This window comes from Ruegeria sp. BJ5 (genome assembly GCF_056537865.1).
Map to the genome: position 1 here is coordinate 939,064 of NZ_JBQFSH010000001.1, position 24,257 is coordinate 963,320.

At 60.8% G+C, this 24,257-nt stretch carries 20 protein-coding genes; 5 read left to right on the top strand and 15 right to left on the bottom strand.

The genetic code is table 11. The features are described 5' to 3' along the window. Positions 1-54: 54 nt before the first annotated feature. The 5 genes from ACR0NY_RS04700 to yajC are packed head-to-tail and all read right to left on the bottom strand — an operon-like array spanning position 55 to position 4,108. A complete protein-coding gene (locus ACR0NY_RS04700) occupies positions 55-408 on the bottom strand; it encodes an Mth938-like domain-containing protein (RefSeq protein ID WP_170368662.1) in 354 nt (117 codons plus the stop codon). A gap of 8 nt (positions 409-416) precedes the next feature. Then, positions 417-1,163: a sulfite exporter TauE/SafE family protein gene (locus tag ACR0NY_RS04705; RefSeq protein WP_170368663.1), complete on the bottom strand. Its 747-nt coding sequence runs from the start codon at positions 1,161-1,163 to the stop codon at positions 417-419. Then, positions 1,156-2,124 (bottom strand): protein translocase subunit SecF, encoded by a 969-nt coding sequence (secF, locus tag ACR0NY_RS04710; protein WP_170368664.1) that lies wholly within the window; start codon positions 2,122-2,124, stop codon positions 1,156-1,158. Before secF ends, ACR0NY_RS04705 begins: the two co-directional genes overlap by 8 nt. A 1-nt stretch (position 2,125) precedes the next feature. Continuing rightward, positions 2,126-3,787: a protein translocase subunit SecD gene (gene secD / locus ACR0NY_RS04715; RefSeq protein WP_170338009.1), complete on the bottom strand. Its 1,662-nt coding sequence runs from the start codon at positions 3,785-3,787 to the stop codon at positions 2,126-2,128. A 33-nt stretch (positions 3,788-3,820) separates the two neighbouring features. After that, positions 3,821-4,108 carry a preprotein translocase subunit YajC gene (yajC, locus tag ACR0NY_RS04720; protein ID WP_093962445.1) on the bottom strand — a complete coding sequence of 96 codons (288 nt, stop codon included), beginning with the start codon at positions 4,106-4,108 and terminating at the stop codon, positions 3,821-3,823. 203 nt (positions 4,109-4,311) lie between these two features. Between yajC and ACR0NY_RS04725 the strand changes: the two genes are divergently transcribed. Next, on the top strand, positions 4,312-5,973 hold the full coding sequence (locus ACR0NY_RS04725; RefSeq protein WP_170338008.1) for a mechanosensitive ion channel family protein: 1,662 nt from the start codon (positions 4,312-4,314) through the stop codon (positions 5,971-5,973). Between the two features lie 85 nt (positions 5,974-6,058). Then, positions 6,059-7,351, top strand: a complete 1,293-nt coding sequence (serS, locus tag ACR0NY_RS04730) for a serine--tRNA ligase (RefSeq protein ID WP_170368665.1) — start codon at positions 6,059-6,061, stop codon at positions 7,349-7,351. A 57-nt stretch (positions 7,352-7,408) separates the two neighbouring features. On the opposite strand, the gene ACR0NY_RS04735 is transcribed toward serS, so the two are convergent. The 5 genes from ACR0NY_RS04735 to ACR0NY_RS04755 all read right to left on the bottom strand — a co-directional run bounded on the left by ACR0NY_RS04735 (position 7,409) and on the right by ACR0NY_RS04755 (position 12,756). Then, entirely contained in the window at positions 7,409-7,972 is a 564-nt protein-coding gene (locus ACR0NY_RS04735) for a helix-hairpin-helix domain-containing protein (protein WP_170368666.1), read from the bottom strand. Positions 7,973-8,062: 90 nt separating this feature from the next. Next, positions 8,063-9,049, bottom strand: coding sequence for a fatty acid desaturase (locus ACR0NY_RS04740; RefSeq protein WP_170338002.1), 987 nt, complete (start codon positions 9,047-9,049; stop codon positions 8,063-8,065). 163 nt (positions 9,050-9,212) lie between these two features. Beyond that, positions 9,213-10,667: a ribosome biogenesis GTPase Der gene (der, locus tag ACR0NY_RS04745; RefSeq protein WP_170338000.1), complete on the bottom strand. Its 1,455-nt coding sequence runs from the start codon at positions 10,665-10,667 to the stop codon at positions 9,213-9,215. Between the two features lie 48 nt (positions 10,668-10,715). Further along, complete coding sequence (locus ACR0NY_RS04750; protein ID WP_170337998.1) at positions 10,716-12,038, bottom strand: PQQ-like beta-propeller repeat protein; 1,323 nt, start codon at positions 12,036-12,038, stop codon at positions 10,716-10,718. 46 nt (positions 12,039-12,084) lie between these two features. Next, on the bottom strand, positions 12,085-12,756 hold the full coding sequence (locus tag ACR0NY_RS04755; RefSeq protein WP_170368667.1) for a hypothetical protein: 672 nt from the start codon (positions 12,754-12,756) through the stop codon (positions 12,085-12,087). 226 nt (positions 12,757-12,982) lie between these two features. Here ACR0NY_RS04755 and ACR0NY_RS04760 point away from each other — a divergent pair, with 226 nt between their 5' ends. Both ACR0NY_RS04760 and ACR0NY_RS04765 read left to right on the top strand, forming a co-directional pair. After that, positions 12,983-14,209 (top strand): efflux RND transporter periplasmic adaptor subunit, encoded by a 1,227-nt coding sequence (locus ACR0NY_RS04760; protein WP_170337994.1) that lies wholly within the window; start codon positions 12,983-12,985, stop codon positions 14,207-14,209. Further along, the gene (locus ACR0NY_RS04765; protein WP_170337992.1) at positions 14,206-17,982 is read left to right on the top strand and encodes an efflux RND transporter permease subunit; all 3,777 of its coding nucleotides are present in this window, start codon (positions 14,206-14,208) and stop codon (positions 17,980-17,982) included. The genes ACR0NY_RS04760 and ACR0NY_RS04765 overlap by 4 nt, the downstream gene beginning before the upstream one ends. A 61-nt stretch (positions 17,983-18,043) precedes the next feature. Here ACR0NY_RS04765 and ACR0NY_RS04770 read toward each other — a convergent pair whose 3' ends face one another. Continuing rightward, entirely contained in the window at positions 18,044-19,849 is a 1,806-nt protein-coding gene (locus ACR0NY_RS04770; protein WP_170337990.1) for an ABCB family ABC transporter ATP-binding protein/permease, read from the bottom strand. Between the two features lie 76 nt (positions 19,850-19,925). Next, on the bottom strand, positions 19,926-21,341 hold the full coding sequence (locus ACR0NY_RS04775) for a LysM peptidoglycan-binding domain-containing protein (RefSeq protein WP_170368668.1): 1,416 nt from the start codon (positions 21,339-21,341) through the stop codon (positions 19,926-19,928). A 126-nt stretch (positions 21,342-21,467) separates the two neighbouring features. On the opposite strand from ACR0NY_RS04775, the gene ACR0NY_RS04780 reads away from it, so the two are divergent. Continuing rightward, positions 21,468-22,019: an LOG family protein gene (locus ACR0NY_RS04780; RefSeq protein ID WP_170368669.1), complete on the top strand. Its 552-nt coding sequence runs from the start codon at positions 21,468-21,470 to the stop codon at positions 22,017-22,019. 48 nt (positions 22,020-22,067) lie between these two features. Here the strand turns inward: ACR0NY_RS04780 and ACR0NY_RS04785 are convergent, their stop codons facing one another. From ACR0NY_RS04785 to ACR0NY_RS04795, 3 genes are all read right to left on the bottom strand, one after another. Continuing rightward, a complete protein-coding gene (locus tag ACR0NY_RS04785) occupies positions 22,068-22,529 on the bottom strand; it encodes a host attachment family protein (RefSeq protein WP_170368670.1) in 462 nt (153 codons plus the stop codon). A 216-nt stretch (positions 22,530-22,745) separates the two neighbouring features. After that, positions 22,746-23,627, bottom strand: coding sequence for a metallophosphoesterase (locus ACR0NY_RS04790; protein ID WP_254432899.1), 882 nt, complete (start codon positions 23,625-23,627; stop codon positions 22,746-22,748). Between the two features lie 3 nt (positions 23,628-23,630). Then, entirely contained in the window at positions 23,631-24,230 is a 600-nt protein-coding gene (locus ACR0NY_RS04795; RefSeq protein WP_093962459.1) for a superoxide dismutase, read from the bottom strand. Positions 24,231-24,257: the final 27 nt, after the last annotated feature.

The window sequence follows — 24,257 nt, forward strand, 5'->3', positions numbered from 1 at the left end:
GATTTGCCGCAGGGCCTTTTGGCGGGGTGGGATGTGAGGGGCCAGATGAAGCGGTCAGACCGGCAACAGGGCCAGAGCGATACGGCGCCCCTCGGACAAAAGCACGTTGTAGGTGCGGCAGGCGGCGGGCGAGTTCATGATCTCGACCCCGATGCCGGCCTCTTCGAGGGTCGACCGCAAATCAGATGGTATGTGAGACAGATCAGCGCCGGTGCCGATGAACAGAACATCAACCTGATTGGCCAGCCCTAGAAGGCTCTCGCTGTCCGTGAAACCGCCCCAAGGTCCGGTGCCCCCGGGGCCTGTCAGAACACTGCCTTCGTGAACCTCGCCGCCTATCCGAAAAAATCCCGGCCCATAGCCATCAATCGGAACTGCGTTGGTATATGTGATCTCGTTCAGACGCATGTGATCTTCTATCCCCAAAGCGGCAAGCCCGACAAGGCCGCAGCAGCGATGACTGCATAGGCGATCACGCGGTAGACCCGTTCCCTGGCAGGCTGAAACATCCAGCCGCCCAGCCAATTTCCTGCCAGATTCGGAACGGCAAGCGCCAGCCCCAACCCGACCGTTGACCAGGTCAATTGCCCGAACGCAGCGAGATATCCGAAGATCAGAAAATCAAAGGCCAGAAGGAACAGCAGGATCGTGGCCCGAACAACTGCCACAGGCAACGGGCGAGACATGTAGAACAGGATTACCGCCGGACCCGGGATGCCTGCAACGCCCCCCAAAAAGCCGGCCGCAGCGCCGATGGCAGTTACCATGTTGCGCCGGACTTCGCCGTTGTACCGCAGCCCCGAAATCAGCACGACCAGCATGAACAGGGTCACGAGGCTGACGGCGTAGCGAAAAACCTCAGGCTGGACTCGGGTCAATATCGACAGTCCGACCGGCAGCAAAAGTGCACACCCGACGACAAGTCGCACGAGATCGCGTTTGTCGACATCAACCCAGGCGCGGCGCAGATTGGGAAGTGGCCCGAAGACATCCATGCAGGTCAACGCGATCAAAGCCCCGAACGGACCAAGATAAGGCGTCGACACCGGCAGAAAGATCAGCGCGGTGCCGAACCCGGAAAACCCTCGAACGATTCCACCCGCGAGGGCTGCAAAAATGATGACGGCCAATCCCGTTGGGGATTGGCCGAACACATCAGGCATCAATATTGGCAAACTGGTTGCCGGCCGTGTTCGATGGCTTGGACCAATCGCGTTTGACCCCCAGCCACAGCAGGATGGTCGAGGCCACAAAAACCGACGAATAGGTCCCTACGATCACGCCCCAGATCATCGCGAAGACGAACCCGCGGATCACGTCACCGCCGAGCACATACAGCGAGACAAGCGCCAGCAACGTGGTGACCGAGGTCATGACGGTTCGGCTGAGCGTTTCATTGATCGAGAGGTTCAGCACCTCTTTCAGGTCCTTCTTCTTGTATTTACGCAGGTTCTCCCGCACCCGGTCGAATACGACCACGGTATCGTTCAGCGAGTAACCGACGATTGTCAGAAGCGCGGCGATAATCGCGAGGTCGAAGCGGATCTGCAGCTCGGAAAAAATACCGATCGTCAGCAACACGTCATGCACCAGCGCGGCGACCGCCCCCAACGCGAACTGCCATTCGAACCGCAGCCAGATGTAGACCAGCACCGCTCCGATCGCCAGAACCACAGCAATCACAGCTGTTTGGATCAGCTCGCCCGAGACTTTCGGGCCCACGGATTCCACCGAAACGAACTGGATATCTGGGATTACCGCCTGCAAGGCGCCTTCGACTGCCGCGATGGTGTCGGCCGTGACAGACTCGGCACCGTCCTGCGCTTGAATGCGGATCATGGCCACGTTCTCATCAGGCCCGAACGTCGGGTCGAAGATCTCGGTGATGGTGACATCCCCGAGGCCCAGCGGCGCAATGGCGTCGCGATAAACTCCGACGTCCAGTTCCTGCGTGCTCTGCGTCCGGATCGTGGTACCGCCCCGGAAGTCGATCCCGAAGTTCAAACCCTGCAGCATGAACGAAGCGAATGCGATGACCATCATCAGGCCCGAGATGCCCAGCCACAGCTGCCAGCGGCTGAAAAAATCGAACGAGGTGTTTTCGGGTACGAGTTTCAGTCTCATGTCAAACCTCGATCGTTTTCGGGCGGCGCCGTTCGAACCACATGATGATCATCAGCCGCGTCACGAAGATCGCGGTGAAGACCGACGTCAGAATGCCCAGGCCAAGAGTGATGGCAAAGCCGCGAACCGGGCCGCTGCCGATGGCGAACAAAATGACGGCAGTGATGAAGGTCGTGATGTTGGCATCCAGGATGGCCGACAGGGCCTTTTCATAGCCCAGATCGATTGCCCGAGCGGGGCCTTTGGCCGATTTCAGCTCTTCGCGGATACGTTCGAAGATCAGCACATTGGCATCCACCGCCATACCGACCGTCAAGACGATCCCGGCAATGCCTGGCAAGGTCAATGTCGCGCCAATCAATGACAACAGCCCAAAGATCAGCCCGACGTTAATCAGCAAAGCGATGTTGGCGAAGACGCCAAAAAGACCATAGCTGAGCGCCATGAAGATCAAGACTGCTGCAAAAGCGACGGTGGTCGCGACCTTACCCGCGTCGATGCTGTCTTGGCCCAGTTCGGGGCCGATCGTTCGTTCTTCGAGGAACTCAAGACCCGCCGGCAGCGCGCCGGCACGCAGCAGAACAGCGAGGTTCGTGCTTTCTTCGACGGTGAAGTTGCCGGTGATGATGCCGGAACCGCCAGGGATATGGCTTTGGATCACCGGAGCCGAGATCACCTCGTCATCCAGCACGATTGCAAAAGGGGCACCGATATTGTCACGGGTGTAATCGCCGAATTTGCGGGCGCCGGATGTGTTGAACCGGAAGCTGACCGCCGGGCGTCCGTTCTGATCGAAGGAAGGCTGCGCGTCGACCAATTCCTCGCCCGTCACGACGGGTGCGGATTCGATGGTGTAGTACACGCCGTTTTCGTCGATCGACGGCACGACCTCTTCACCGACGCCGGGCACGACGTCCGGATCGGTGCCGCGGGCCACGACCGGATTGAAGGTCAGTTGCGCCGTGGTACCGATGATGTCCTTCAACTCGCTGGCACTGCCGATCCCGGGCACCTGAATCAGGATCCGGTCGGTGCCTTGACGCTGGATGGTCGGCTCACGAGTGCCAACCTCGTCGATCCGGCGGCGCACGATTTCCAGAGCCTGACGCACCGTGCGATCATCCGAGGCCAGTTTTTCCGCCTCGGACAGCTTTACGATCAGGGTGTCGCCGTCGGCGCTGACTTCGATATCCGTGGCACCGACGCCGGTCAGCGTCTGCACCTGACGGGCCAGCCCGCGCACCGCTTCCAGAGCGCTTGGCATCCCGTCCGGCTGGCTGATGCGAACGCGAATCTCATCCGGGGCCGAGGGTTGACGGCGGATGGTTCCGACCGTCGCCCGTTCGTCCCGCAGGGCATCACGAACTTCGGGCCACATGGCCTCCATCCGTGTCTCGTAGACATCGCCAACCTGAACTTCGGCCAACAGATGCGCCCCACCGCGCAGATCAAGCCCCAGGTTGACCAATGACGACGGCAACCAGTCGGGCCATTGTTCTGCTTGCGCCTGCATCTCGGGCGTGTCGATGCCCAGTTCGATGGCGGCCTTGGCGTCGTTCGATTGTTCGACCCGCGTGTAAAACGCGTTCGGCAGGGCCATCAGCAGGCCAACCACGCAGACCAGCCAGATCAGGACCCGTTTCCAGGTATCAATTTGCAGCATTACCCTGCCTTTTCAGGAAGTTGCGACGCGAAATTACTTCGCCGGTTCGGTCTTGTTCAGCACCTGAGCGATGGTCGACTTGACCACACGAACCCGGACACCGTCCGCGATCTCGACCTCGATCTCGTTTTCGCCTTCCTTGACCTTCGACACTTTGCCGATGAGGCCACCCTGAGTGACGACCTGATCGCCGCGGCGCACTGCCTCGACCATGGCCTGATGTTCCTTCATCTTCTTCTGCTGCGGACGGATCAGCAGAAAGTACATGATCGCGAAGATCAGGATGAGCGGGAGAAACTGGGCGATTGCGCCACCTTCCATGGGACATTCCTTTTTTCTTGAGGTCGCGGAGTGAGCACCGCGAATTTGCCGGGAAACTATGCTTTGAAATCAACCTTTGCAAGCGATGCCCGACTTGGCATGCCGTGCGACAGTGTCACGATCCCCGAAGATGATGAATTACACCGCAGATATCCACTAGGATGGTACGGGGCTTTGGGTATAGTCAAAGTCAGGGAGGACCCATGCGGAGTTTCGTCAAGGCCCCATTTCCATTGGGTGTTTTGCTGTCCATGCTGTTTGCAGCTTGGGCCTTTTCGGTGCCTGTCATGGCACAGGATGCCCCGCAGGACGTACCCGAAGCCGACAGCGCCGCCGCCGAGACCTTCATGGCTCCGGTCATCGTTGACGGCGACACCTTGTTTCACATTCGAGGCTCCAGCGCCCTGCCCGCTCCGGAAAGGGCCGAAAACATTCAGGACGCGATCATCAAGGTCGCCGAATCCTCGGATGCCACGGATGTCGACATCACCTATCAGGACACCGAGATAGGCACCCGCATTCTGGCGGACGGGCAGATGGTCACCATCGTCACCGAGGCCGATGCCGAGCTGGAGCAGATGGAACTGAGCGTCCTGACGGTCTTGCATGGCGACGCCATCAGGGACGCGATCATGGCTTACCGGGCAAACCGCACGGACGAGGCGCGTGTGTCGGGTGCGATCGAAGCGGCGGCGTGGACGTTGGGGTTCATCGTCTTCGTCCTGGTGATCCTGTGGCTGCACAGGCGCGTTCGGCGACGCACGCTGATCTTTGTCCGGCGATACTTGAGGGACGTTGAGGAAGCTACCGCCAAGAGCGTACAGGCCGAGGCGATTGCCGCACTGATCCGATACGGGCTGAATTTTGGCCTGCTGATCATCTTCTTTCTGGGTTTCTATTACTATCTGTCGTTCGTCCTGCTGGCATTTGCCGAGTCGCGGTACTTTGCGCAGCTGCTGCTGACCTACCTGACCGAACCGGTTCTGCTGATTTTCCGGGGTATTCTCAGCTATATCCCGAACATGATCATGCTGGCGTTGATCGCTTGGGTGACGATGTACATCATCAAGGGCATGCGGGTGTTCTTCGACGCGGTCGAGGCCGGCACTTTCGACATGGGCGATTTCGAGAAACATTGGGTCAATCCCACGTTCAACATCGCGCGTGTCGTGGTGATCCTGATCGCCCTTGTCTTTGCGGTTCCGTACATCCCGGGCTCGGACTCGGCGGCCTTTCAGGGGCTGACCATCCTGGTTGGTGCAATGCTCTCGCTGGGCGCGAACTCGGTTGTCAGCAACATGCTGGCTGGACTGTTCGTAATCTATCGCCGGTCGACGTCGATCGGTGACCGCATCCAGATCGGTGACCACATCGGTGATGTCGTGCAGATCAAACTTATGGAAACCCACCTGAAGTCCATCAAGAACGAGCTGATCTCGATTCCCAACGCCCAATTGATGAACTCGGACGTGGTCAATTTTTCCAAGCAGACCGACGGCAAGGGCCTGCTTTTGCACACGACGGTCGGGATCGGCTATGAAGAGCCCCCCGAAAAGGTCGAAGCCATGCTGATCGAGGCAGCCCGCCGTACCGATGGCCTTCGCGCCCGCCCCGAGCCATTTGTCCTGTGGACCGCGCTGGCCGATTACGCGATCAACTACCAGATCAACGCCTACACGACCCGTGGCAACTCGATCCCGCGGATCAAGTCCGACCTCCACCGCAACATCGTCGAGGTGTTCAACGAGAACGGTGTTCAGATCATGACGCCGTCCTACGTTGCCGACCCGCCCGCGCTGAAGATCCCGAACCATCCCTGGGACGGTCGACTGGCACATGAAGCGGTTGAAGACACCGACAACTAGGCCGATTTTCCAACCCGGTGCTACACCCTGCCGGTCAGATGGTGCATAAGCGGGCCTAGTGATTCACTTGCCAAGGATCTGACCTATGCACGACATCCGCGCAATTCGCGAAAACCCAGCAGCTTTCGACGCCGCGCTCGCGCGCCGGGGGGAAGCTCCGGTATCGTCAGACCTGCTGCGCCTGGATGAAAGCCGTCGGGCCAAGATTCTGGCAGCCGAAACGGCTCAGGCCGAACAGAACAAGGCCAGCAAGGAAGTCGGCGCAGCCAAGGCGCGCGGCGACGAAGCCGAGTTCGAGCGTCTCCGGGGACTTGTGGCCGAGAAAAAAGCCGAAATCGCCCGTATGCAGACCGAGGCCAAGGATATCGACGCCCTTCTGACTGACCAGTTGGTTCGCATCCCGAACTTGCCGGCCGAGGACGTACCCGACGGCAAAGACGAGAATGACAATGTCGAAGTCAAACGCTGGGGCACGCCGCGGGACTATGACTTTGAACCGAAGGAACACTTCGAGATCGCCTCGGTACAAAACGGCATGGATTTCGAGACTGCGGCCAAGCTGGCCGGATCTCGTTTCGTGCTGCTGTCGGGCGGTGTGGCGCGCATTCACCGGGCGCTCGCGCAGTTCATGCTGGATACACATACCAACGAGAACGGTCTGACCGAAGTGAATGGCCCGGTTCTGGTGCTCTCCGAGATGATGCAGGGCACCGGCCAGCTGCCGAAGTTCGGCGAGGACAGCTACCAAACCCGCGAGGGGTGGTGGCTGATCCCGACCTCCGAGGTGTCGCTGACCAACATCGTCAACAATTGCGTCATCGAAGAAAGTTATCTGCCGCGCCGCTACACGGCGCATTCGCTGTGCTTCCGCTCCGAGGCGGGCTCGGCCGGCAAGGACACGCGCGGCATGCTGCGCCAGCACCAGTTCGAAAAGGTCGAGATGGTCTCGGTCACGCATCCCGACAAATCGGACGACGAACAGCAGCGCATGCTGCGCTGTGCCGAATGCATTTTGGAAAAGCTGGGCATTCCCTATCGTACCGTCGTCTTGTGCACCGGCGACATGGGGTTTGGCGCGCGCCGGACTTTCGACATTGAGGCCTGGTTGCCCGGCCAGAACACCTATCGCGAGATCAGTTCGGTTTCGACCTGCGGAGATTTCCAGGCCCGTCGCATGAATGCGCGCTTCCGGCCTGAAGGCGGGGGCAAACCTGAATTCGTACACACGCTGAACGGATCGGGGCTGGCGGTGGGGCGCTGCTTGATCGCGGTTCTGGAAAACGGCCAGAACGCCGATGGCACCGTGACCCTACCCGAGGTGCTTTCGCCGTATCTTGGCGGCAAGCTGACCCTGCAGGCTGACGGCACGCTGGCGTAAGATAAAGCGGTCACCCCAGCCGCGACCGCATTGCTTCGGATCAGGGCAAGGAAGTGACTACTTCTTTACCCTTTTCTTGGCCTTCTTGTCCTTTTTGTCTTTCTTGGACTTACCGCTGACCGTCTCTTTTTCCTTCTTGGATTTCTTGTCTTTTTTCGACTTGGCTTTGGATTTTATCTTTTCCTTCGCCTTCGAGATCGCCGCTTCCATCTCTTTCTTTTTCTTCGCTGCCTTTTCGGCCTTGGCTTTGGCCTTGGCCTTTTTCCGGGCCTTGGCCTCTGCTTCAGCTTGCTCAGCCGCCACCTTGGCCTCTGCCTCGGCTTTCTCGGATGCCATCTTGGCCTCTGCTTCGGCCTTGCGCGCAGCAGCTGAGGTCCGAGGTTGCGCCGTCTTGCGCGTTGGGGCCTTCGGTGGGCGGGTCTTGGCCACGGGTGCAGCGCCGGACGTGGCCTGTTTGGCGGCGGCGATCAATCCGGGCGCCCGGCGCGCTCCGATACCGGGAACGGCGACCAGCGCAGCCGGCTTGGCCTTGGCTAGGTCCTCGGCCGTCTTGAAGCCATTGTCGTTGAGAGCGCGGCCAAGTGCTTCTCCGATGCCGCGAACCTTGGTCACCGCTGTCATTCCAAAACTCCTAAACGATCCAACTCAAAAACTACGTCCGACAGGCAGCAAGGCAAGGCTTTGCTCTGCACAACCTTCGGAAAACCACCTTTAACTGCCCCGGGCCAGCTCACCGGTTTCACCTTGCCGCGGAAAGGGAACGAGCCGCTTGGCATCTTCATCCCACAGTTTCAGGTTCAGCGCGGCCACCGCCTCGGGAAACTTGATCCGGCGGGGTGTGTATTCAGGTGGCAGGTTGTAGTGACAGGCGCGCAGCCGGTAGGACGGGATGCGGGCATTGAAATGGTGGATGTCATGCAGCGTGATGCAGGCGACCGCATTGTCGAACCACCATCCGAAATCCAGTGCTGACGAGCCCTGAAGCGCAGCCAGTTGCGGGTCCAGATCCGGGCGGCGATCCCAGTAGGTGTCCTCGAAATTGTGCTGAAGATACACTAGAAACACACCCAGCATTCCACCGAGAAACGAGAAGGCCAGCCAGACGAGTATGCCCGTCATGCCAGCAATCCAATACAACAGCCCGAGGAAAACCACGATGGACAAGTTGTGCAGCACGACCCCACGGACGCCGAACCGCACCGTGTTTTTGGGCCAGCGATAGCGGATGAAATACGTGAACAGGGCCCCGACCGGCACCAGGATGAAGGGATTGCGGTAAAGCCTGTAGAACAGACGGGTTTTCCAATCCGCTTCATTCCATTCCCGCAAGGTCATCGTGTTGATTTCCCCGGTCTCCCGATGCTCGAGATTGCCGATGCCCGCGTGATGCAGATTGTGGTTCTGTTTCATCACTTCGAACGGAGCGAAGGTGAACGGCGACAGCACGTGGCCAGCCCATTCATTCTGCCGTCGGGTTTCGAACAATGAATGATGACCGCAATCATGCTGAAGAACATAGAGACGCACTGCCGAAAAGGCGAACACGATCCCAGCCGGGATCATGATGAACCACTGATCCTCATAGACGATCGCCAGCGTCAGCGATGCGAAATACACCACGAACGTCCCGAAATAGCTGAGCGCGGCCAGCCGATTGTCCTGCACCGCGTACTGTCTCGTATATTCTCTCAGGTCCATCCAGCCCGCTCCCCACGATGGTCCGGTTCAATAGTCCTTGCGAAATTTTGCACGTCACTGGCACGCGCAAATCGCGCGCGAAATGAATGCACGCATGCGAATGCTAGCGCGATGCTTGAGGGCTGTCACGCCCCAAGCCCGAAAATGCTGAAAATTGGCGCAGTTACGCCTTGCCCTTGAGATGTTTGGCCAGCGCACCCGCGTTTTTCTTGCGGCGCCCCTTGTAGGGGTTCTTGTCCCCCTGCCCGCGCAGCGTCAGCCGGATCGGGGTTCCGGGCATATCGAAATCCTCGCGCAGACCGTTGACCAGATACCGCGAGTAGCTTTCCGGCATCTTGTCCGGGTGCGAGCACATGACGACAAAGCCCGGCGGGCGCGTCTTTGCCTGGGTCATGTAGCGCAGCTTGATCCTGCGCCCCTGGGGGGCTGGCGGTGGGTGCTGCTCCAACATGGCGGTCAGCCAGCGGTTCAGGGCCGCGGTGGGAACCCGACGGTTCCAGACATCGTGGGCGCGCAGGATCGCATCACGCAGCCGCTCCAACCCCCTGCCCGTCTTTGCCGACACGGTCACCAGAGGTGCGCCGCGCAGTTGGGGAAGCAGGCGTTCGAACGAGGTTTTGAGCTCGCGCAGCTTCTCCTGCTTGTTATCCTCGACATCCCACTTGTTCACCGCGATCACCACGGCACGGCCTTCACGTTCGGCCAGATCGGCAATGCGCAGGTCCTGCTGTTCGAACGGGATCGCTGCATCCAGCAGGACAACCACGACTTCGGCGAACTTGACGGCGCGCAGGCCGTCCGACACCGAGAGTTTCTCGAGCTTTTCCTGTACCTTGGCCTTCTTGCGCATACCGGCGGTGTCAAAGATGCGCATGGGGGTGCCACCCCAATCCAACTTCAGACTGATGGCGTCACGGGTAATGCCGGCCTCGGGACCGGTCAGAAGACGATCTTCGCCCAGGATCTTGTTGATCAGTGTGGACTTGCCCGCATTCGGACGCCCGACAACGGCCACCTGCAACGGCTTGTCCGGCGTAATTGCAGGGGCTTCGCCCTCGGTTTCCCCATCCTCGTCCAGATCGATATCCGTTTGCGGAACGTCCTCTGGCTGTTTTTCCTCCATGGCGTCAGCCAAAGGCATCAACGCCGCGTAAAGGTCGGTCATGCCTTCGCCATGCTCACCCGACAGGCGGATCGGCTCGCCTAGACCCAGGTTGTACGCCTCGAGCACACCGGCATCCGCCGCCGCCCCCTCGGCCTTGTTGGCCGCCAGGATCACATGCTTGGACCGCTTGCGCAGAATCTCGGCAAACATCTCGTCGGTCGGGGTCAGGCCCACACGGGCGTCGATCATGAACAGGCAGACATCGGCCATGTCCACGGCACGCTCGGTCAGGCGCCGCATCCGGCCCTGCAGGCTGTCGTCGGTGGCATCCTCCAGCCCGGCCGTGTCGATCACGGTAAAGCGCAGGTCACCCAGCCGCCCTTCGCCCTCACGCAGATCGCGGGTAACGCCGGGCTGGTCGTCCACCAGCGCAAGGCGCTTGCCCACAAGGCGATTGAACAGGGTGGATTTGCCCACATTGGGGCGCCCCACGATGGCGAGGGTCAAAGACATGATACTCAACTTTCAAGACTCAGACGCGCCCTTTAACGCATCTTGTCGTCAACGGAAAGCGTGCAGTTGCCCTTTGGTCGAAACCACGTAGAGGGTCTGGTTCGCGACGACCGGTGCCGTTGTCGCCCCGCCCGGAACCTCGACCTGATGCACCAGCGTGCCGTCGACTGGGTTGTAGAACCGCAGATAACCGTCGTTCGAGCCGATGACGATACGTCCGCCCGCCATGATGGGGCCGTAATGCGCAAAGATCGGTCCGCGACGGTTGGGCTTGTCCTTGACGAAGCCCGGCAGGTCGATGGCCCAGACCACAGACCCGTCTGACACGTCCAACCGCACCAACTGGCTGCGGTCGCTGATCAGGAAAACGCTGTTGCCGACTGGCCAGACGGTATCGACCGCGCCTTCGAAAGCGGTCCAGATCCGTTCCCCCGAGCTGGCGTCGAAGGCGACCGTGCGTCCCGAGTGGTTGCCGATGTAGATCGAGTTTCCGGATACGATCGGGCCGCCCGTCACATCCACGATCTGCGCTGCGGCCCGCCCCCTGCGGCCGCCGGCGACAGACGCGTTCCAGCGACGGATACCGCCTTTGCGGAAAGCGGCCGCCACATCACCGGACCCAAACGCAAAGACTGCGAACTCGTTCGCCAATACTGGTGCCGGAGCGCCCAGAACATTGCCCACGCTGGGCGTGCCCTCGATCTGCCAGGCAATGCGCCCGTCCTTTGCATCAACCGCCCAGCCAGTCTGATCCCCCGCCACAAGGTAAAGCAGGCCGCCAGAAACCAGCGGCGCTCCGCTACCCGTCGCGTTCAGCTTCTTTTGCCAGCGAATTCCGCCGGTGCGCGCATCCAGAGCGGTCAGACGCCCGAAACCGGACGAAACGTACAGCGTGTTGTCTGCATAGGCGATGCCGCCCCCGGTTGCCTGCTCTTCGCCATCCGTGGCGGGGACGAGGTTTGTGCTCCAGACCAGTTGCCCCTGGGGAGAGACAGCGGAAACGGTTGCCGCCGCGTCCAGGGTGTAGATCAGGCCACCTGCGACGACCGGATCAGCGGTGATCCTTTGTTTGCGCCCGTCGCCGGCCCCGATCGAGGTTGACCAGATGCGCTGCGGCGCGGGGCTGAGCGCCGCGTTGGTGGTACGGAAAGCCGCGGTTCCCGGGCTCTGCGCCCATTCGGCGTTGCGCTTTGCGGCCGGCAGGCTGATCGGTTTGGCACCGGTCGTCTGAACGGTTTCCAGATCCTGGGCCGGGCGGATGTCTTCACGCTCGCCCGGCAGGATCACTTCGGGTTCCTCGCAGGCGCTCAGCGCCGTCAGCGCCAGGGCTGCGACCGGCAAACCAAATCGGGAAAATAGTCTTTTTGCCATGAAACTCCGAACTCGCCTGTCTTGGTTCACTGAAATGGGCCGCGTATCAACCCTGCTGTGCGGTGATCGGTTCGGGCGTTCCGCCCAGCGCGACGATCAATTGGGTTGCACGCTGCTGGATGTCGGCACTGACCTCTGCATCCTGACGGATGGACTGCAGACGTTCCAGCGCGGCCTGAGTGTCACCATCGGTGAGGTCGATCAGGGCCAGTTGTTCTTCTGCCAGTAGACGCAGCGGCGCGCCCGGAGCGGCCAGTGCCTCGAACTGTTGCCGGCGCTCGGCGGCGGGCATGGTTTCGGACTGCAACAATAGGGCTTTGAAGGCAGCGATCGAGCGGTAGATTTCCGGAAGATCACCCTGAACCGCAATCGCGTTCAGCTGTTCAACGGCCTGTTCGACCGATCCCGACTCGGACAATGCGCCCGAGAGGAGAAAGCCCAAAACAGCCTGTTCGCCGGCCGAATTGGCCGTGACCTGCGCCAACGCATCCGCACGTTCGGCAGCGTCGTTAAGCTGCATCGCGGCCAGAATATCGTCGCCCAGCTTCTGGGCCTGACTGGCATCGCGCGCCTTGCGGTATTCATTGAAAGCGGCGCCGCCCACGATCAGAACAACGGCCAGAACACCGACCCAGCCCCATCGACGCAGCTGCAGGTAGAGCCGGTCGCGGCGCACCTCTTCGGTGACCTCATCAATGAAACTGTCGACGTCGCTCATTCCTGCCCCCGGGCGTTGCATTCAGCTTTCTGGCGCCATGTCATACCCCGGCACCATCAGCAAGCCAAGTACCCGAAATGCACAATTGCTCAGCGTCAGGGCGCTCTTGCGAAAAAAAACAAACCGAACTATTCAGTTCAGTATGGACTTCGCGCACGCACGCCCCCATGTCATTGCGTGCTCATCGGCATTTGTGCGGACATAATATTTTAAGGAGAATGACGGCATGCGATTGATATCCCTCGTCAACGCCGCATTGGTCATCGTTGCATTGTATTTCGTGGTTTTCGAGCGCGATGCCCTGTTTGCATTTGCCGGTCGCGAAGATGCTGCGAGCCAGTCTGACGCTGGCGCTGAAGCAAACGACGCCTCGGCCGTGCAGGCCGTTGGGGTTGTTGCGTTGCGCTCCACTGCGCGCGAAATCGACAGCGCGGTTTTGCTGCGCGGTGAAACCAAAGCAATCCGTCAGGTCGAAGTTCTGGCGGAAACGACGTCAACCGTCATTTCGGAACCCAAGCGTAAGGGCACCTTCGTCGAGGCCGGCGATCTGCTGTGCGAATTGGATCCCGGCTCACGCCCGGCACAGCTTGCCCAAGCCAAGGCGGCCAAGCTGGAGGCGGAAAGCCGTGTGCCCGAAGCCGAAGCACGGCTGGAGGAAGCGCATGCGCGCGTTGCCGAGGCCGAAATAAACCTGATTGCAGCCCGCAAACTGTCGGAAACTGGCTTCGGCTCCGAAACCCGGCGGATCGCGGCCGAGGCCGAGATGAGTACCGCAAAGGCCGGTATCAAGGCGGCCGAGGCCGAGTTGAAGGCTACGGAGGCGGGCATCGAGGCGGCGGAGGCGGCGGTTGCGGCTGCCGAACTGGAATTGGACCGCATCACCATCGAGGCCCCGTTTCAGGGCCTTCTGGAAAGCGATGCCGCCGAATTGGGCAGTCTGATGCAGCCCGGATCGTTGTGCGCGACCGTGATCCAGCTTGATCCGATCAAGCTGGTTGGCTTTGTTCCCGAAACCGAAGTGAACCGTGTCACCGTCGGCGCTCCGGCGCAGGCACAATTGGTGACCGGATTGCAGGTCGAGGGCCGTGTGACCTTCCTCAGCCGTTCGGCGGACGACACAACCCGCACATTCGAGGTGGAAGTTACCATCCCGAACCCCGAGCTTCTGATCCGGGACGGGCAGACCGCAAGCATCCGCATCGCGGCCGAAGGCGCCAAGGCTCACCTGCTGCCGCAATCGGCGTTGACGCTGAACAACGAAGGCCAGCTAGGCGTTCGGACGGTCGGAGCCGGTAATATCGTCGATTTCGTACCCATCCGCCTGTTGCGCGATACGGCCGACGGTGTTTGGGTCGGCGGTCTTGCGGAAACCGTAGACATTATCGTGGTCGGACAAGAGTTCGTGACTGCGGGTGTGGTCGTAGCGCCCACCTATAAGGACGTTTCCCAATGACGGGCATAGTCAGCTGGGCCGCCGACAGGGCCCGAATGGTTCTGGCATTCATTGCCATCTCGCTGATCATCGGCGGGTTTGCCTATGTCAGCCTGCCCAAAGAAGGTGAACCGGACATCGAGATTCCGGCCCTGTTCGTGTCGGTTCAGTTTCCGGGCATTTCGGCCGAAGACAGTGAAAACCTGCTGATCAAGCCGATGGAAACCGAGCTTGCGGATCTGGACGGCCTGAAGGAGATGACCGCCACCGCCGCCGAGGGCTATGCGGGGATCGCACTGGAGTTCGACTTTGGCTGGGACAAGACAGCCATTACCGCTGACGTGCGCGACGCGATGAACAGCGCGCAGGCCGACTTCCCCGAAGGCGCCGAGCAATACACGCTGACCGAGATCAACTTCTCGGAATTCCCGATCGTCATCGTGAACCTGTCGGGTGCCGTGCCCGAACGCACGATGGCGCGGGTCGCCAAGGACCTTCAGGACGAGCTCGAGGCGCTGGATTCGGTCCTTGAGGCCGGGATCGCCGGCAACCGCGATGAAATGCTGGAAGTGGTCATCGATCCGCTGCGGCTTGAGGCGTACAACGTCACCGCGGCCGAGCTGATCAACGTCGTGCAGAACAACAACCAGCTGATCGCCGCTGGTGAGGTCGAAACCGAACAGGGTGCGTTTTCGGTCAAGATTCCTTCGTCCTTCAAGACCGCACAGGATGTCTATGGACTGCCGATCAAGGTCAATGGCGACCGGGTCGTGACCTTGGGCGAACTGGCCGAGATCAACTATACCTTCGAAGACCGCGAAGGGACCGCCCGATTCAACGGCGAACCGACCGTGGCGCTGCAGGTCGTCAAACGCAAGGGTTTCAACCTGATCGACACCGTGGCCCAGGTGAAAGAGACCGTCGCCAAGGCCGAGACCAAGTGGCCGGCCGAGCTGCAGGCTGCCGTGAATGTCGGCACTTCTAATGACCAGAGCCGCATCGTCGGCTCGATGGTCAGCCAGCTGGAAGGTTCGGTTCTGACGGCCATCGCGCTTGTGATGATCGTGGTACTGGCTTCGCTGGGTACCCGCGCGGCGCTGCTGGTGGGATTCGCGATTCCGACCTCGTTCCTGTTGTGCTTCGCGTTCCTGGCCATCATGGGCGTCAGCATCTCGAACATCGTCATGTTCGGCCTGATCCTGGCTGTGGGGATGCTGGTCGATGGCGCGATCGTGGTCGTGGAGTATGCCGACAAACGCATCAAGGAAGGCGTCGGCCCGATGCACGCCTATGTCGAGGCAGCCCAGCGGATGTTCTGGCCCATCGTCTCGTCAACCGCCACGACGCTGTGCGCATTTCTTCCCATGCTGTTCTGGCCGGGCATTCCGGGCGAATTCATGGGTATGCTGCCGGTCACGCTGATCTTCGTTCTGTCGGCCTCGCTGATCGTGGCGCTGATCTACCTGCCGGTGATGGGCGGTGTCTCGGGCCGGTTGAGCCGCGTGTTCGACCGCAGCTCGGATTGGTTGCGCGCGCGGACGCCCTGGTGGGTGCGTGCCATCATGGTTCCACCCTCGGTCTACATGATCTTCCTGGGCGCAATGCAGCTGCTGAACCCCACGTATCTGTTGCCGGAAGGCGCAGGCGGTGGGTTCTTGCTGGGCGCGGTTCTGTTCCTGTTCGGCGCCTTCGCCGGATCGGTCACGCTGAGCGCAGCCCGGATCGAGCGCAAGCCGGACGAACGTGTCCACACAGCCAAGGAGCATACGCCCTTCGGCTATGTCATCAAGTTCCTGGTCGGCAATCCGATCATGCCGATCGTCTCGATCGTGGCGGTAGGCTTTGCGGTGATGACGGTGATGACCATGTACGGTCAGAACAACCGCGGTGTTGAATTCTTCGTCGAAAGCGAGCCGGAACAGGCCACCGCCTATGTCCGTGCGCGGGGCAACCTGTCTCTAGCCGAAAAAGACGCGCTGGTCTTTGAGGCTGAACAGGTGATCAGCCAGCATCCGGCGGTGATCAACGTGTTCTCGTTCGCCGGTGAAGGCGGCCTGAACCAGAACAACGGCGGGGCGCAGGCTCCGGCGGACACGGTGGGCCGCGTGCAGTTCGAGATCATCCCGTGGGAGGATCGCCCGAACGTGTCAGAACCTGTCGCAGGCGGATTGTTCGACAAGCACACCGTCGCGCCCGAGTATGACGGCGACTTCGTGATCGAGCAGTTGAACGCCGAACTGGCCAAGCTGCCGGGTTTCGTTGTCGAGATCCTGCCGTTGGAACAGGGTCCGGCATCGGCCAAGCCCGTGCACCTGCGGATCAAGGGCGACAACTGGGACGACCTGACCGGCGCCACGCTGACCGCGCGCGAAGTGTTCGAAAACACCCCAGGCCTGATCAAGATCGAGGACACCCTGCCCTTGCCCGGCATCGATTGGCAGATCGACGTCGACGTGGCCAAGGCCGGCCGGTTCGGGGCCGACGTGGCAACCGTGGGCGCGATGGTGCAGTTGGTGACCCGTGGCATCCTGCTGGGCGAAATGCGCCCCGAAAGCGTGGATGAAGAGATCGAGATCCGCGTTCGCCTGCCCGATCAGGATCGGGTCCTGTCAACGTTGGATACGCTCAAAGTGCGTACACCGGACGGGCTGGTGCCCTTGTCGAACTTCATCACCCGCAAACCGGTGGCAAAGCTGGCCGAAATCAACCGTGTGGATCAAGAGCGCTATTACGACGTCAAGGCCGATGTGGAACCCAGCCTGAGCAAAGTGGTGATCGCCACCCCGGACGGAGAACAGCGGCTGGCCGTGGTGCGCGAAGTGACCGAAGGCTCGGAACCTGAAGGTGCGACGGTCAACGGTGCCGATGGTACGGCCTATTCTCTGGTTCAGTTGACCGGCGCCGAAACCCTCCAGGAGGTGCAGGCCGCCATTGATGACGGCGACGCCCGCCTGACGCTGATCAACCCGAACGAGCGGATCGCGGTACTGACCGAGTGGCTGGACACTCAGCCCTTTGCTAACACGATCACTTGGGAATGGACCGGAGACCAGGAGGACCAAGCCGAGAGCCAGGCCTTCCTCTCCAGCGCCTTCCTGGCCGCGCTGGGTCTGATGTTCGTGATCCTGCTGGCGCAGTTCAACTCGTTCTACAACTCGGTGCTGGTGCTGCTGGCGGTGGTTCTGTCCACCACTGGCGTGCTGATCGGGATGATGGTGATGCAACAACCCTTCTCGATCATCATGACCGGGACGGGCATCGTTGCGCTGGCGGGGATCGTGGTGAACAACAACATCGTTCTGATCGACACCTACCAGGAATACAGCCGCTACATGCCCCGGATCGACGCCATCGTGCGCACGGCCGAGGCGCGGATTCGTCCGGTTCTGCTGACCACGCTGACCACGATGGCGGGCCTGACGCCGATGATGTTCGGCCTGTCACTGGACTTCATCAACGGCGGCTATTCGATCAATAGCCCCACCGCGCTGTGGTGGAAACAGCTGGCGACGGCGGTGGTGTTCGGCCTGGGCATCGCCACGGTTCTGACCCTGATCGTGACGCCCTCGTTCCTGGCGTTGCGGGTGTGGGTGACCACTTATGCCATATGGCTGGGCAAACTGATGGCGCGGGTCACTGCAGGAAAGTCCAGCCAGATCGCGCAGGACATGGCGATCGGAGACTCGGCCCGCCGGATGCAGGCAACCGTGATCATCTGGACCGAGGTCGAGGCCACCGATGCCGAGGAAAGCCCGGGCGACACACCGGGACATCCGCTGAAAGCGGCAGAGTAACAAAGGAAACGGGCCGGTCCTGCCGGCCCGTTTTTTGTTTGAGACCTTAGCCGCAGAGGTTTCAGGCTGCCTGCGTATCCGATTGCTGGCGGTTCCACAGCTGGGCATAACGCCCTTCACGGCGCAGCAACTCGTCGTGGGTGCCCCGCTCGATGATCTCGCCCTTTTCCAGAACGACGATCTGGTCGGCCTCGGCGATCGTGCTCAGGCGGTGGGCGATGGTGATCACCGTGCGCCCCTCGCCGGCGCGGGCCAGGGCATCCTTGATGTCCTGCTCGGTGTCGGTATCCAACGCGCTGGTGGCCTCGTCCAACAGCAGGATCGGCGGGTTCTTCAACAGCGTCCGCGCGATGCCCACGCGCTGCTTCTCTCCACCTGACAGCTTCAGGCCACGCTCACCCACCTTGGTCTCGTACCCCTCGGGCAGAGAGGTGATGAAGTCGTGGATCTGGGCGGCCTTTGCGGCGGCTTCGATATCGGACTGCGAGGCCCCCTCGCGGCCATAGGCGATGTTGTACCGGATCGTATCGTTGAACAGCACCGTATCCTGCGGCACCACCCCGATGGCGGCGTGCAGGCTTTCCTGCGTCACGTCGCGCACGTCCTGCCCGTCGATCCGCAACGCGCCTTCGGTCACGTCGTAGAACCGGAACAGCAACCGACCGATGGTGGATTTGCCCGAGCCGGTCGCGCCCACGATGGCCACGGTCTGCCCCCCCGGCACCACCAGAGAGACACCGCGCAGGATCTCGCGGTCCGGGTCATAGCCGAAATGCACATCGTCCAGTTCGACCCGGCCTTCGGTGATCTGCAGGAGCTTGGCGTCTGGCTTGTCCACCACTTCGGCGGGTTGCTCCAGCAGTTGAAACATCTGGCCCATATCAACCAGAGCCTGTCGGATCTCGCGATAGACGGTGCCCAGAAAGTTCAGCGGCACGGTGATCTGTATCATGTAGGCGTTGACCATCACGAAATCGCCCACCGTCAGCGACCCGTTCTGCACGCCTATCGCGGCCAGAACCATCACCCCGATCAACCCGCAGGTGATCAGGAAGGACTGACCGAAATTCAGGAAGGCCAGCGAATATGCCGTTTTCAATGCGGCCTGCGCATAGGCCTTCATCGACACGTCATATCGTTCAGCTTCGCGCCGCTCGGCATTGAAATACTTGACGGTTTCGAAATTCAGCAGGCTGTCGATGGCGCGCTGGTTTGCCTCGGTGTCCTGGTCATTCATCTCGCGCCGCAGCTTCACCCGCCATTCGGTGACCGTGAAGGTGAACCAGATGTACAGCGCGATGGTGACGGCCACCACGACCAGATACCAGACGTCGAACAGCCACATCAGAACCACCGCAACCAGCAGCAGTTCCAGCATCAACGGGCCGATCGAAAACAGCAGAAAGCGCAGCAGGAACTCCACGCCCTTGACCCCACGCTCGATGATCCGGCTGAGGCCGCCCGTGCGCCGGGTCACATGGTAGCGCATCGACAGCTGGTGGATGTGCTGGAAGGTCTCGAGCGCCAGTGCCCGCAGCGCGCGTTGACCCACCGGCGCGAACAGCGCATCGCGCAACTGCTGGAACCCCACGGTCAACATCCGCGCCACGCCATAGGCCACGGTCAGCCCCACGGCGCCCAGCGCCAGCGGCGGCACGCCCTCGCCCGCCAAGGCATCGACCGCGCCCTTGTACAGGATCGGCGTATAGACCGCGATCAGCTTGGCCAGAACCAGCATGGCCATCGCGAAGACCACCCGCCGTTTGACCCACGGCTCATCTTCGGGCCACAGGTACGGAGCCACTTTTCGGATGGTCAGCCAACCCGACTTGCGTTCGTCCATCTGTGGCATGTCTGCGGAATGCATAGGCGCAAGTCTTCTCATGTCTGACCCGGAAAGCTTCGAGGCCGGGCGAAAACCCGGCCCCGCAAGACCTAAGCCTTTATTCCGGGATGGTGAAGACCTGGCCTGGATAAATCAGGTCAGGGTCGCGGATCAGGTCGCGGTTCGCATCGAACAGGCGGACATACAGAACACCGTCGCCAAAACGCTCTCGCGAGATCGCCCACAGGGTATCGCCCTTCTGCACGGTAACAGACCGGATCGGCGTGCTCTGGTCAGCACCCGGCACCGCATCCTGCGCCTCGGCCGCCTGCAGAACTTCAACCGGTTCGCGCTTGAATGGCGTTTCCAGACGGCTCAGCACCGTTCCGTCCGTGTCGACTTCGTCAACGCGTAGAGTATAGACACCGGGATCGACTTCCTGGATTTCCCCGCGCCAATCACCGTCCTGTCCTGGCGTGATGTCGGCCACCAGCTTGTTGTTCAGATAGAGCCGAACCGCAGCACCCTCGGATACGCGGCCGGACAATTGGACATCGCCAGCGTCGGAATAGCCGATCGTATCAAGCGCAACCTGCTCAGGCGATGCGTCTTCGGACGACGGCGACTGGACAAGCTCAACCCCTTCCTCACCGGACCGCAAAACGGCCACCTGCTGGCTTTCGCTGGATTTAGTCTCGGTCGTGGCCTCGGGTGAGGTTGCTTCTTCGTCCTGCGCCCTGGTAACGGTCTCGCCCGCTTGCGCGACCTCGGTGCCTTCTGCCGCTGCTGCCACAGACGGTTGTTCCGCCGTTTCGTCTTGCGCTTCGGTGTCCGTGCTGGCGACTTGCTCGTCCGTAGCGGGTGGCGCAGGCGGCTTGGGCAACGCGGCAATTAGATAGTCATCCGATTGCGCAGACCGGGTACCGTCACCGGCTTCAAGAACCAGACCTCGCGCGGCCTCGCTGAAGGGGATGGTGACGAACTCGGCGAACTGGCCGCTGCCATCGACCGTGAAGCTGTGGATCGGCTCGCCATCCAGCAGGATACGAATTTGACTGCCCGGGTCGCCTTTGCCGGACAGAAGCGCATTGCCGTCGGGCTCCACGAATATCTGGTCGAGCGTCGGAGCAATTGCGGCCGCGTTAGCCTCGGGTGAGGGAGGAGCCTCTGCCGGCTGTTCTTCAACCGTCGCGTCCTGCGCAGTCTGCTCGTCGGTCGCGGTTGTCTCTTCGGCTTCCGGCGCGGTTGCTTCTTCGGTCTCGGTCGAGGTCTGAACCTCGTCCGCGTTGTCAGGTTCCGCAACGACCTGCGAGTCCTCTGCATCCGGGCTTGGTGCCGGTGTGGCGGCTGGCTCAGTCGTCTCTTCGCTGGCGCTTTCGGCGACGGCCTCTTCCGTAGTGGATTGTTCAGACTGCGGCGCAGGACCGAAGACACCCGAAAGATACAAGCCCCCGGCGCCAATCACAGCCAAGATACCCGCAAGGATACCCCAGACGAATGCACCCGACCTACCGCTTCCCGATTTGGCGTCCATGTTTTTTCCTTCACTCCGCAGCGCAAATGCCTTGACTCAAAAGCTTTCCGCCGAACGGTTGAGCCAATTTACCAATCCCGCTATCACGGGTCAAAACCTCTGACACAACCCCGGAGTCGCTGTTTGATGTCCCAGAAATCGATCTGTGTGTATTGCGGGTCACGCAATGGCGGGAATTCGGCCTACACAAAGGCCGCAGGCACCTTTGGACGGCTGCTGGCCGCCGAAGGCTGGCGGCTGGTCTACGGTGCGGGTGACGTGGGCCTGATGGGCGAAGTCGCCCGGGCCACGCAAGCGGCCGGAGGCGAAACCTTCGGGGTGATACCGGTTCATCTGCTCCGGCGGGAAGTGGGAAAAACAGATCTGACGCGTTTCGTGGTCACCGAAACGATGCACGAACGCAAGAAAGTCATGATCATGAATGCGGATGCCGTGGTCGTGCTGCCCGGCGGACCAGGGTCGTTGGACGAGCTGTTCGAAGCGCTGACCTGGCGCCAGTTGGGCCTGCATGACAAACCCATTCTGGTGATGAATGTGGACGGATACTGGGACGCGCTTCACACGCTTTTGGATCAGGTGATCGACGCAGGTTTTGCGGATGCCTCCTTGGCCCGTTTCATCACATGGGTGGACGACGCCGAGTCCGCGATGAACGAATTGCACAAGTTATTGAAATAATAGGCGTCACGGGCGGCTTCCTCGCCCGTGACGCCTGAACCAGCAAGATCAGGCGGTCGAGGTGCGCAGTTGGCGTTGCAGCACCTTTTCGACCTTGTGCAGTGGATGATTGGTCAGGGTCTTGTCGACTTCGGCTACGACTTTGGCCAGAACTTCGCTGTGAAGGCGCCGGCGCAGCAGGCCCAGGACCTGTGGGCTGGCAACCAGAACAAGCCGTTTGTACGCGCCCTTCAGCCCTTTTTTGTTGAGCAGATTGGCCACATCCTGAACGAACAGGGATTTGGCATGGGTGCGCCAGGTGTCTTCTTCCACCGCAGATTTTTGGTTCGGCCCGGTATCGTTTCGCCGTCCCGCCCGATCCGAGGGCTTGCCCCGCGCGGCGAGATGATCCTGTTCCTCAACCGATACGACCACCAGATTGGGGTTCTCAGCATCCGTCACGTTTTCCGTGAACAGCGCTTTTTCCCCATCGGCGATGATGACCCAAGTACCCTGTGCAAGTGCGACCATTGCGATCTCCCGTTGTGGTTTTCGTGGCCGTCCCCCGCCCGAACAAGAACAGCCAACACCTTGCACCCACGGCACAATTTGGCAGCTATTCCCTCATTGTTTTGGTTTTGGCGGTTCTCTCCTCCCGCATCTACCAGCTAATCACTCTTTGGCGTCTTGCAACGGCACATGCGCGCAAAAGTTGACGTATCGGCAAGTTTCCACCCGAAGCGCGGATCAGGCAGAAATCTCGACAAGCGTAATCTCGGGTGTAACACCAAACCGGACCGGAAGGATCGAGCACCCGATGCCGCCGGAAACTACCAGATCCCTTCCACCTTCACGCACAGGGCCGTAGGCATAGCGATTGCCAAACCGCGAGGGCACCACGGGCGACCACCCAAACAGTCTGATTTGCCCACCATGCGTGTGACCGGACAGTGTCAAGGCAACGCGATCTGGCACTTGGGGAAATATATCCGGTTCATGCGCCATCAGGATGACGGGCGCGTCATCGGTAATCTGCCGCAACGTGCCGGACAGATCGTCCAGGCCGCGGTATCGCCCATTGCCCTCCACGATGGCCAGTTGGTCTTCGAGGCCCGCCAGCCAGATTCCCGGACCATCCAGTTTCTGCGCAGAATTGGATAGGACCGGGATGCCACTCGCGGCCAACGCATCGGCATATAAGTTGGGCCCACCGCCCCGGCGTTGAGCGGCCGTATCATCCCACCAGTCATGGTTTCCCAGCACCGCGAAAACCCCATGGCGCGCGGTTAGTCCGGCAAGAACCGGGGTGATGTCCGCCATCGCGACAGGTTTCGAAACCATCCTGTGGCTGGCGGTGAAATCCCCCAGCAGCAAGACCAGATCGGCATCCAGCGCATTTGTGCGCCTTACGACCTGCTTGATACGCTTTATGGTAACGAATGGCTCGCCGGCATGAAGGTCGGCGATGGCCGCGATCCGCAGCGGAGGCGCCGTCCAGTCCGCACGCTTAAGCTTCCATTTGCGAACCCGCAGCCGCATAGCCGGTTCGATAAAGAACCCGTACAGCGAAACAACAAGGCCTGCCAGCGTCACCGCCAGCAGGCCCTTGATAAACCCTCGTCGGGTCAAGTCTTACATCCGCGATGCAACGTTTTCCCAGTTCACCAGGTTGTCGAGGAAGTTCGACAGGTAAGCCGGACGCTTGTTGCGGAAATCAATGTAGTAGGAGTGTTCCCATACGTCGCAACCCAGCAGCGCCGTCTGGCCGAAACACAGCGGGTTCACGCCGTTTTCGGTTTTAGTAACCGCCAGCGAGCCGTCGGCATTCTTGACCAACCACGCCCAGCCCGAACCGAACTGACCGGCACCGGCCGCACTGAACTGCGATTTGAATTCCTCGACCGAACCGAAGCTTTCAACCAACGCCTTTTCCAGCTCGCCCGGCATCTTCGACTCGCCCGGACCCATCATTTCCCAAAACTGGTTGTGGTTCCAAAGCTGGCTGATGTTGTTGAAGATACCGTTCTGTGCGACGGCCGACTTGTCATAGGTGCCGACGATGATCTCTTCCAGCGACTTGCCGTCCCACTCGGTCCCGGCGATCAGCTTGTTGCCGTTGTCGACATAGGCCTTGTGGTGCAGATCATGGTGATATTCCAGCGTTTCCGCCGACATGCCCTTGGCTGCCAGCGCGTCATGTGCATAAGGAAGATCAGGAAGTTCAAAAGCCATCTCGGCCCCCTGTAAATTTGTGTTGCG

What these genes read in the sequence shown, in the direction of transcription:
- yajC (WP_093962445.1), bottom strand. Translation starts at nt 4,108, where the DNA reads ATGGAAGGTGGCGCAATCGCCCAGTTTCTCCCGCTCATCCTGATCTTC.
- ACR0NY_RS04770 (WP_170337990.1), bottom strand. Translation starts at nt 19,849, where the DNA reads ATGCATTCCGCAGACATGCCACAGATGGACGAACGCAAGTCGGGTTGG.
- ACR0NY_RS04700 (WP_170368662.1), bottom strand. Translation starts at nt 408, where the DNA reads ATGCGTCTGAACGAGATCACATATACCAACGCAGTTCCGATTGATGGC.
- ACR0NY_RS04750 (WP_170337998.1), bottom strand. Translation starts at nt 12,038, where the DNA reads ATGGCAAAAAGACTATTTTCCCGATTTGGTTTGCCGGTCGCAGCCCTG.
- ACR0NY_RS04705 (WP_170368663.1), bottom strand. Translation starts at nt 1,163, where the DNA reads ATGCCTGATGTGTTCGGCCAATCCCCAACGGGATTGGCCGTCATCATT.
- serS (WP_170368665.1), top strand. Translation starts at nt 6,059, where the DNA reads ATGCACGACATCCGCGCAATTCGCGAAAACCCAGCAGCTTTCGACGCC.
- ACR0NY_RS04775 (WP_170368668.1), bottom strand. Translation starts at nt 21,341, where the DNA reads ATGGACGCCAAATCGGGAAGCGGTAGGTCGGGTGCATTCGTCTGGGGT.
- der (WP_170338000.1), bottom strand. Translation starts at nt 10,667, where the DNA reads ATGTCTTTGACCCTCGCCATCGTGGGGCGCCCCAATGTGGGCAAATCC.
- ACR0NY_RS04780 (WP_170368669.1), top strand. Translation starts at nt 21,468, where the DNA reads ATGTCCCAGAAATCGATCTGTGTGTATTGCGGGTCACGCAATGGCGGG.
- ACR0NY_RS04795 (WP_093962459.1), bottom strand. Translation starts at nt 24,230, where the DNA reads ATGGCTTTTGAACTTCCTGATCTTCCTTATGCACATGACGCGCTGGCA.
- ACR0NY_RS04760 (WP_170337994.1), top strand. Translation starts at nt 12,983, where the DNA reads ATGCGATTGATATCCCTCGTCAACGCCGCATTGGTCATCGTTGCATTG.
- ACR0NY_RS04785 (WP_170368670.1), bottom strand. Translation starts at nt 22,529, where the DNA reads ATGGTCGCACTTGCACAGGGTACTTGGGTCATCATCGCCGATGGGGAA.
- ACR0NY_RS04740 (WP_170338002.1), bottom strand. Translation starts at nt 9,049, where the DNA reads ATGGACCTGAGAGAATATACGAGACAGTACGCGGTGCAGGACAATCGG.
- ACR0NY_RS04765 (WP_170337992.1), top strand. Translation starts at nt 14,206, where the DNA reads ATGACGGGCATAGTCAGCTGGGCCGCCGACAGGGCCCGAATGGTTCTG.
- secD (WP_170338009.1), bottom strand. Translation starts at nt 3,787, where the DNA reads ATGCTGCAAATTGATACCTGGAAACGGGTCCTGATCTGGCTGGTCTGC.
- ACR0NY_RS04755 (WP_170368667.1), bottom strand. Translation starts at nt 12,756, where the DNA reads ATGAGCGACGTCGACAGTTTCATTGATGAGGTCACCGAAGAGGTGCGC.
- secF (WP_170368664.1), bottom strand. Translation starts at nt 2,124, where the DNA reads ATGAGACTGAAACTCGTACCCGAAAACACCTCGTTCGATTTTTTCAGC.
- ACR0NY_RS04725 (WP_170338008.1), top strand. Translation starts at nt 4,312, where the DNA reads ATGCGGAGTTTCGTCAAGGCCCCATTTCCATTGGGTGTTTTGCTGTCC.
- ACR0NY_RS04735 (WP_170368666.1), bottom strand. Translation starts at nt 7,972, where the DNA reads ATGACAGCGGTGACCAAGGTTCGCGGCATCGGAGAAGCACTTGGCCGC.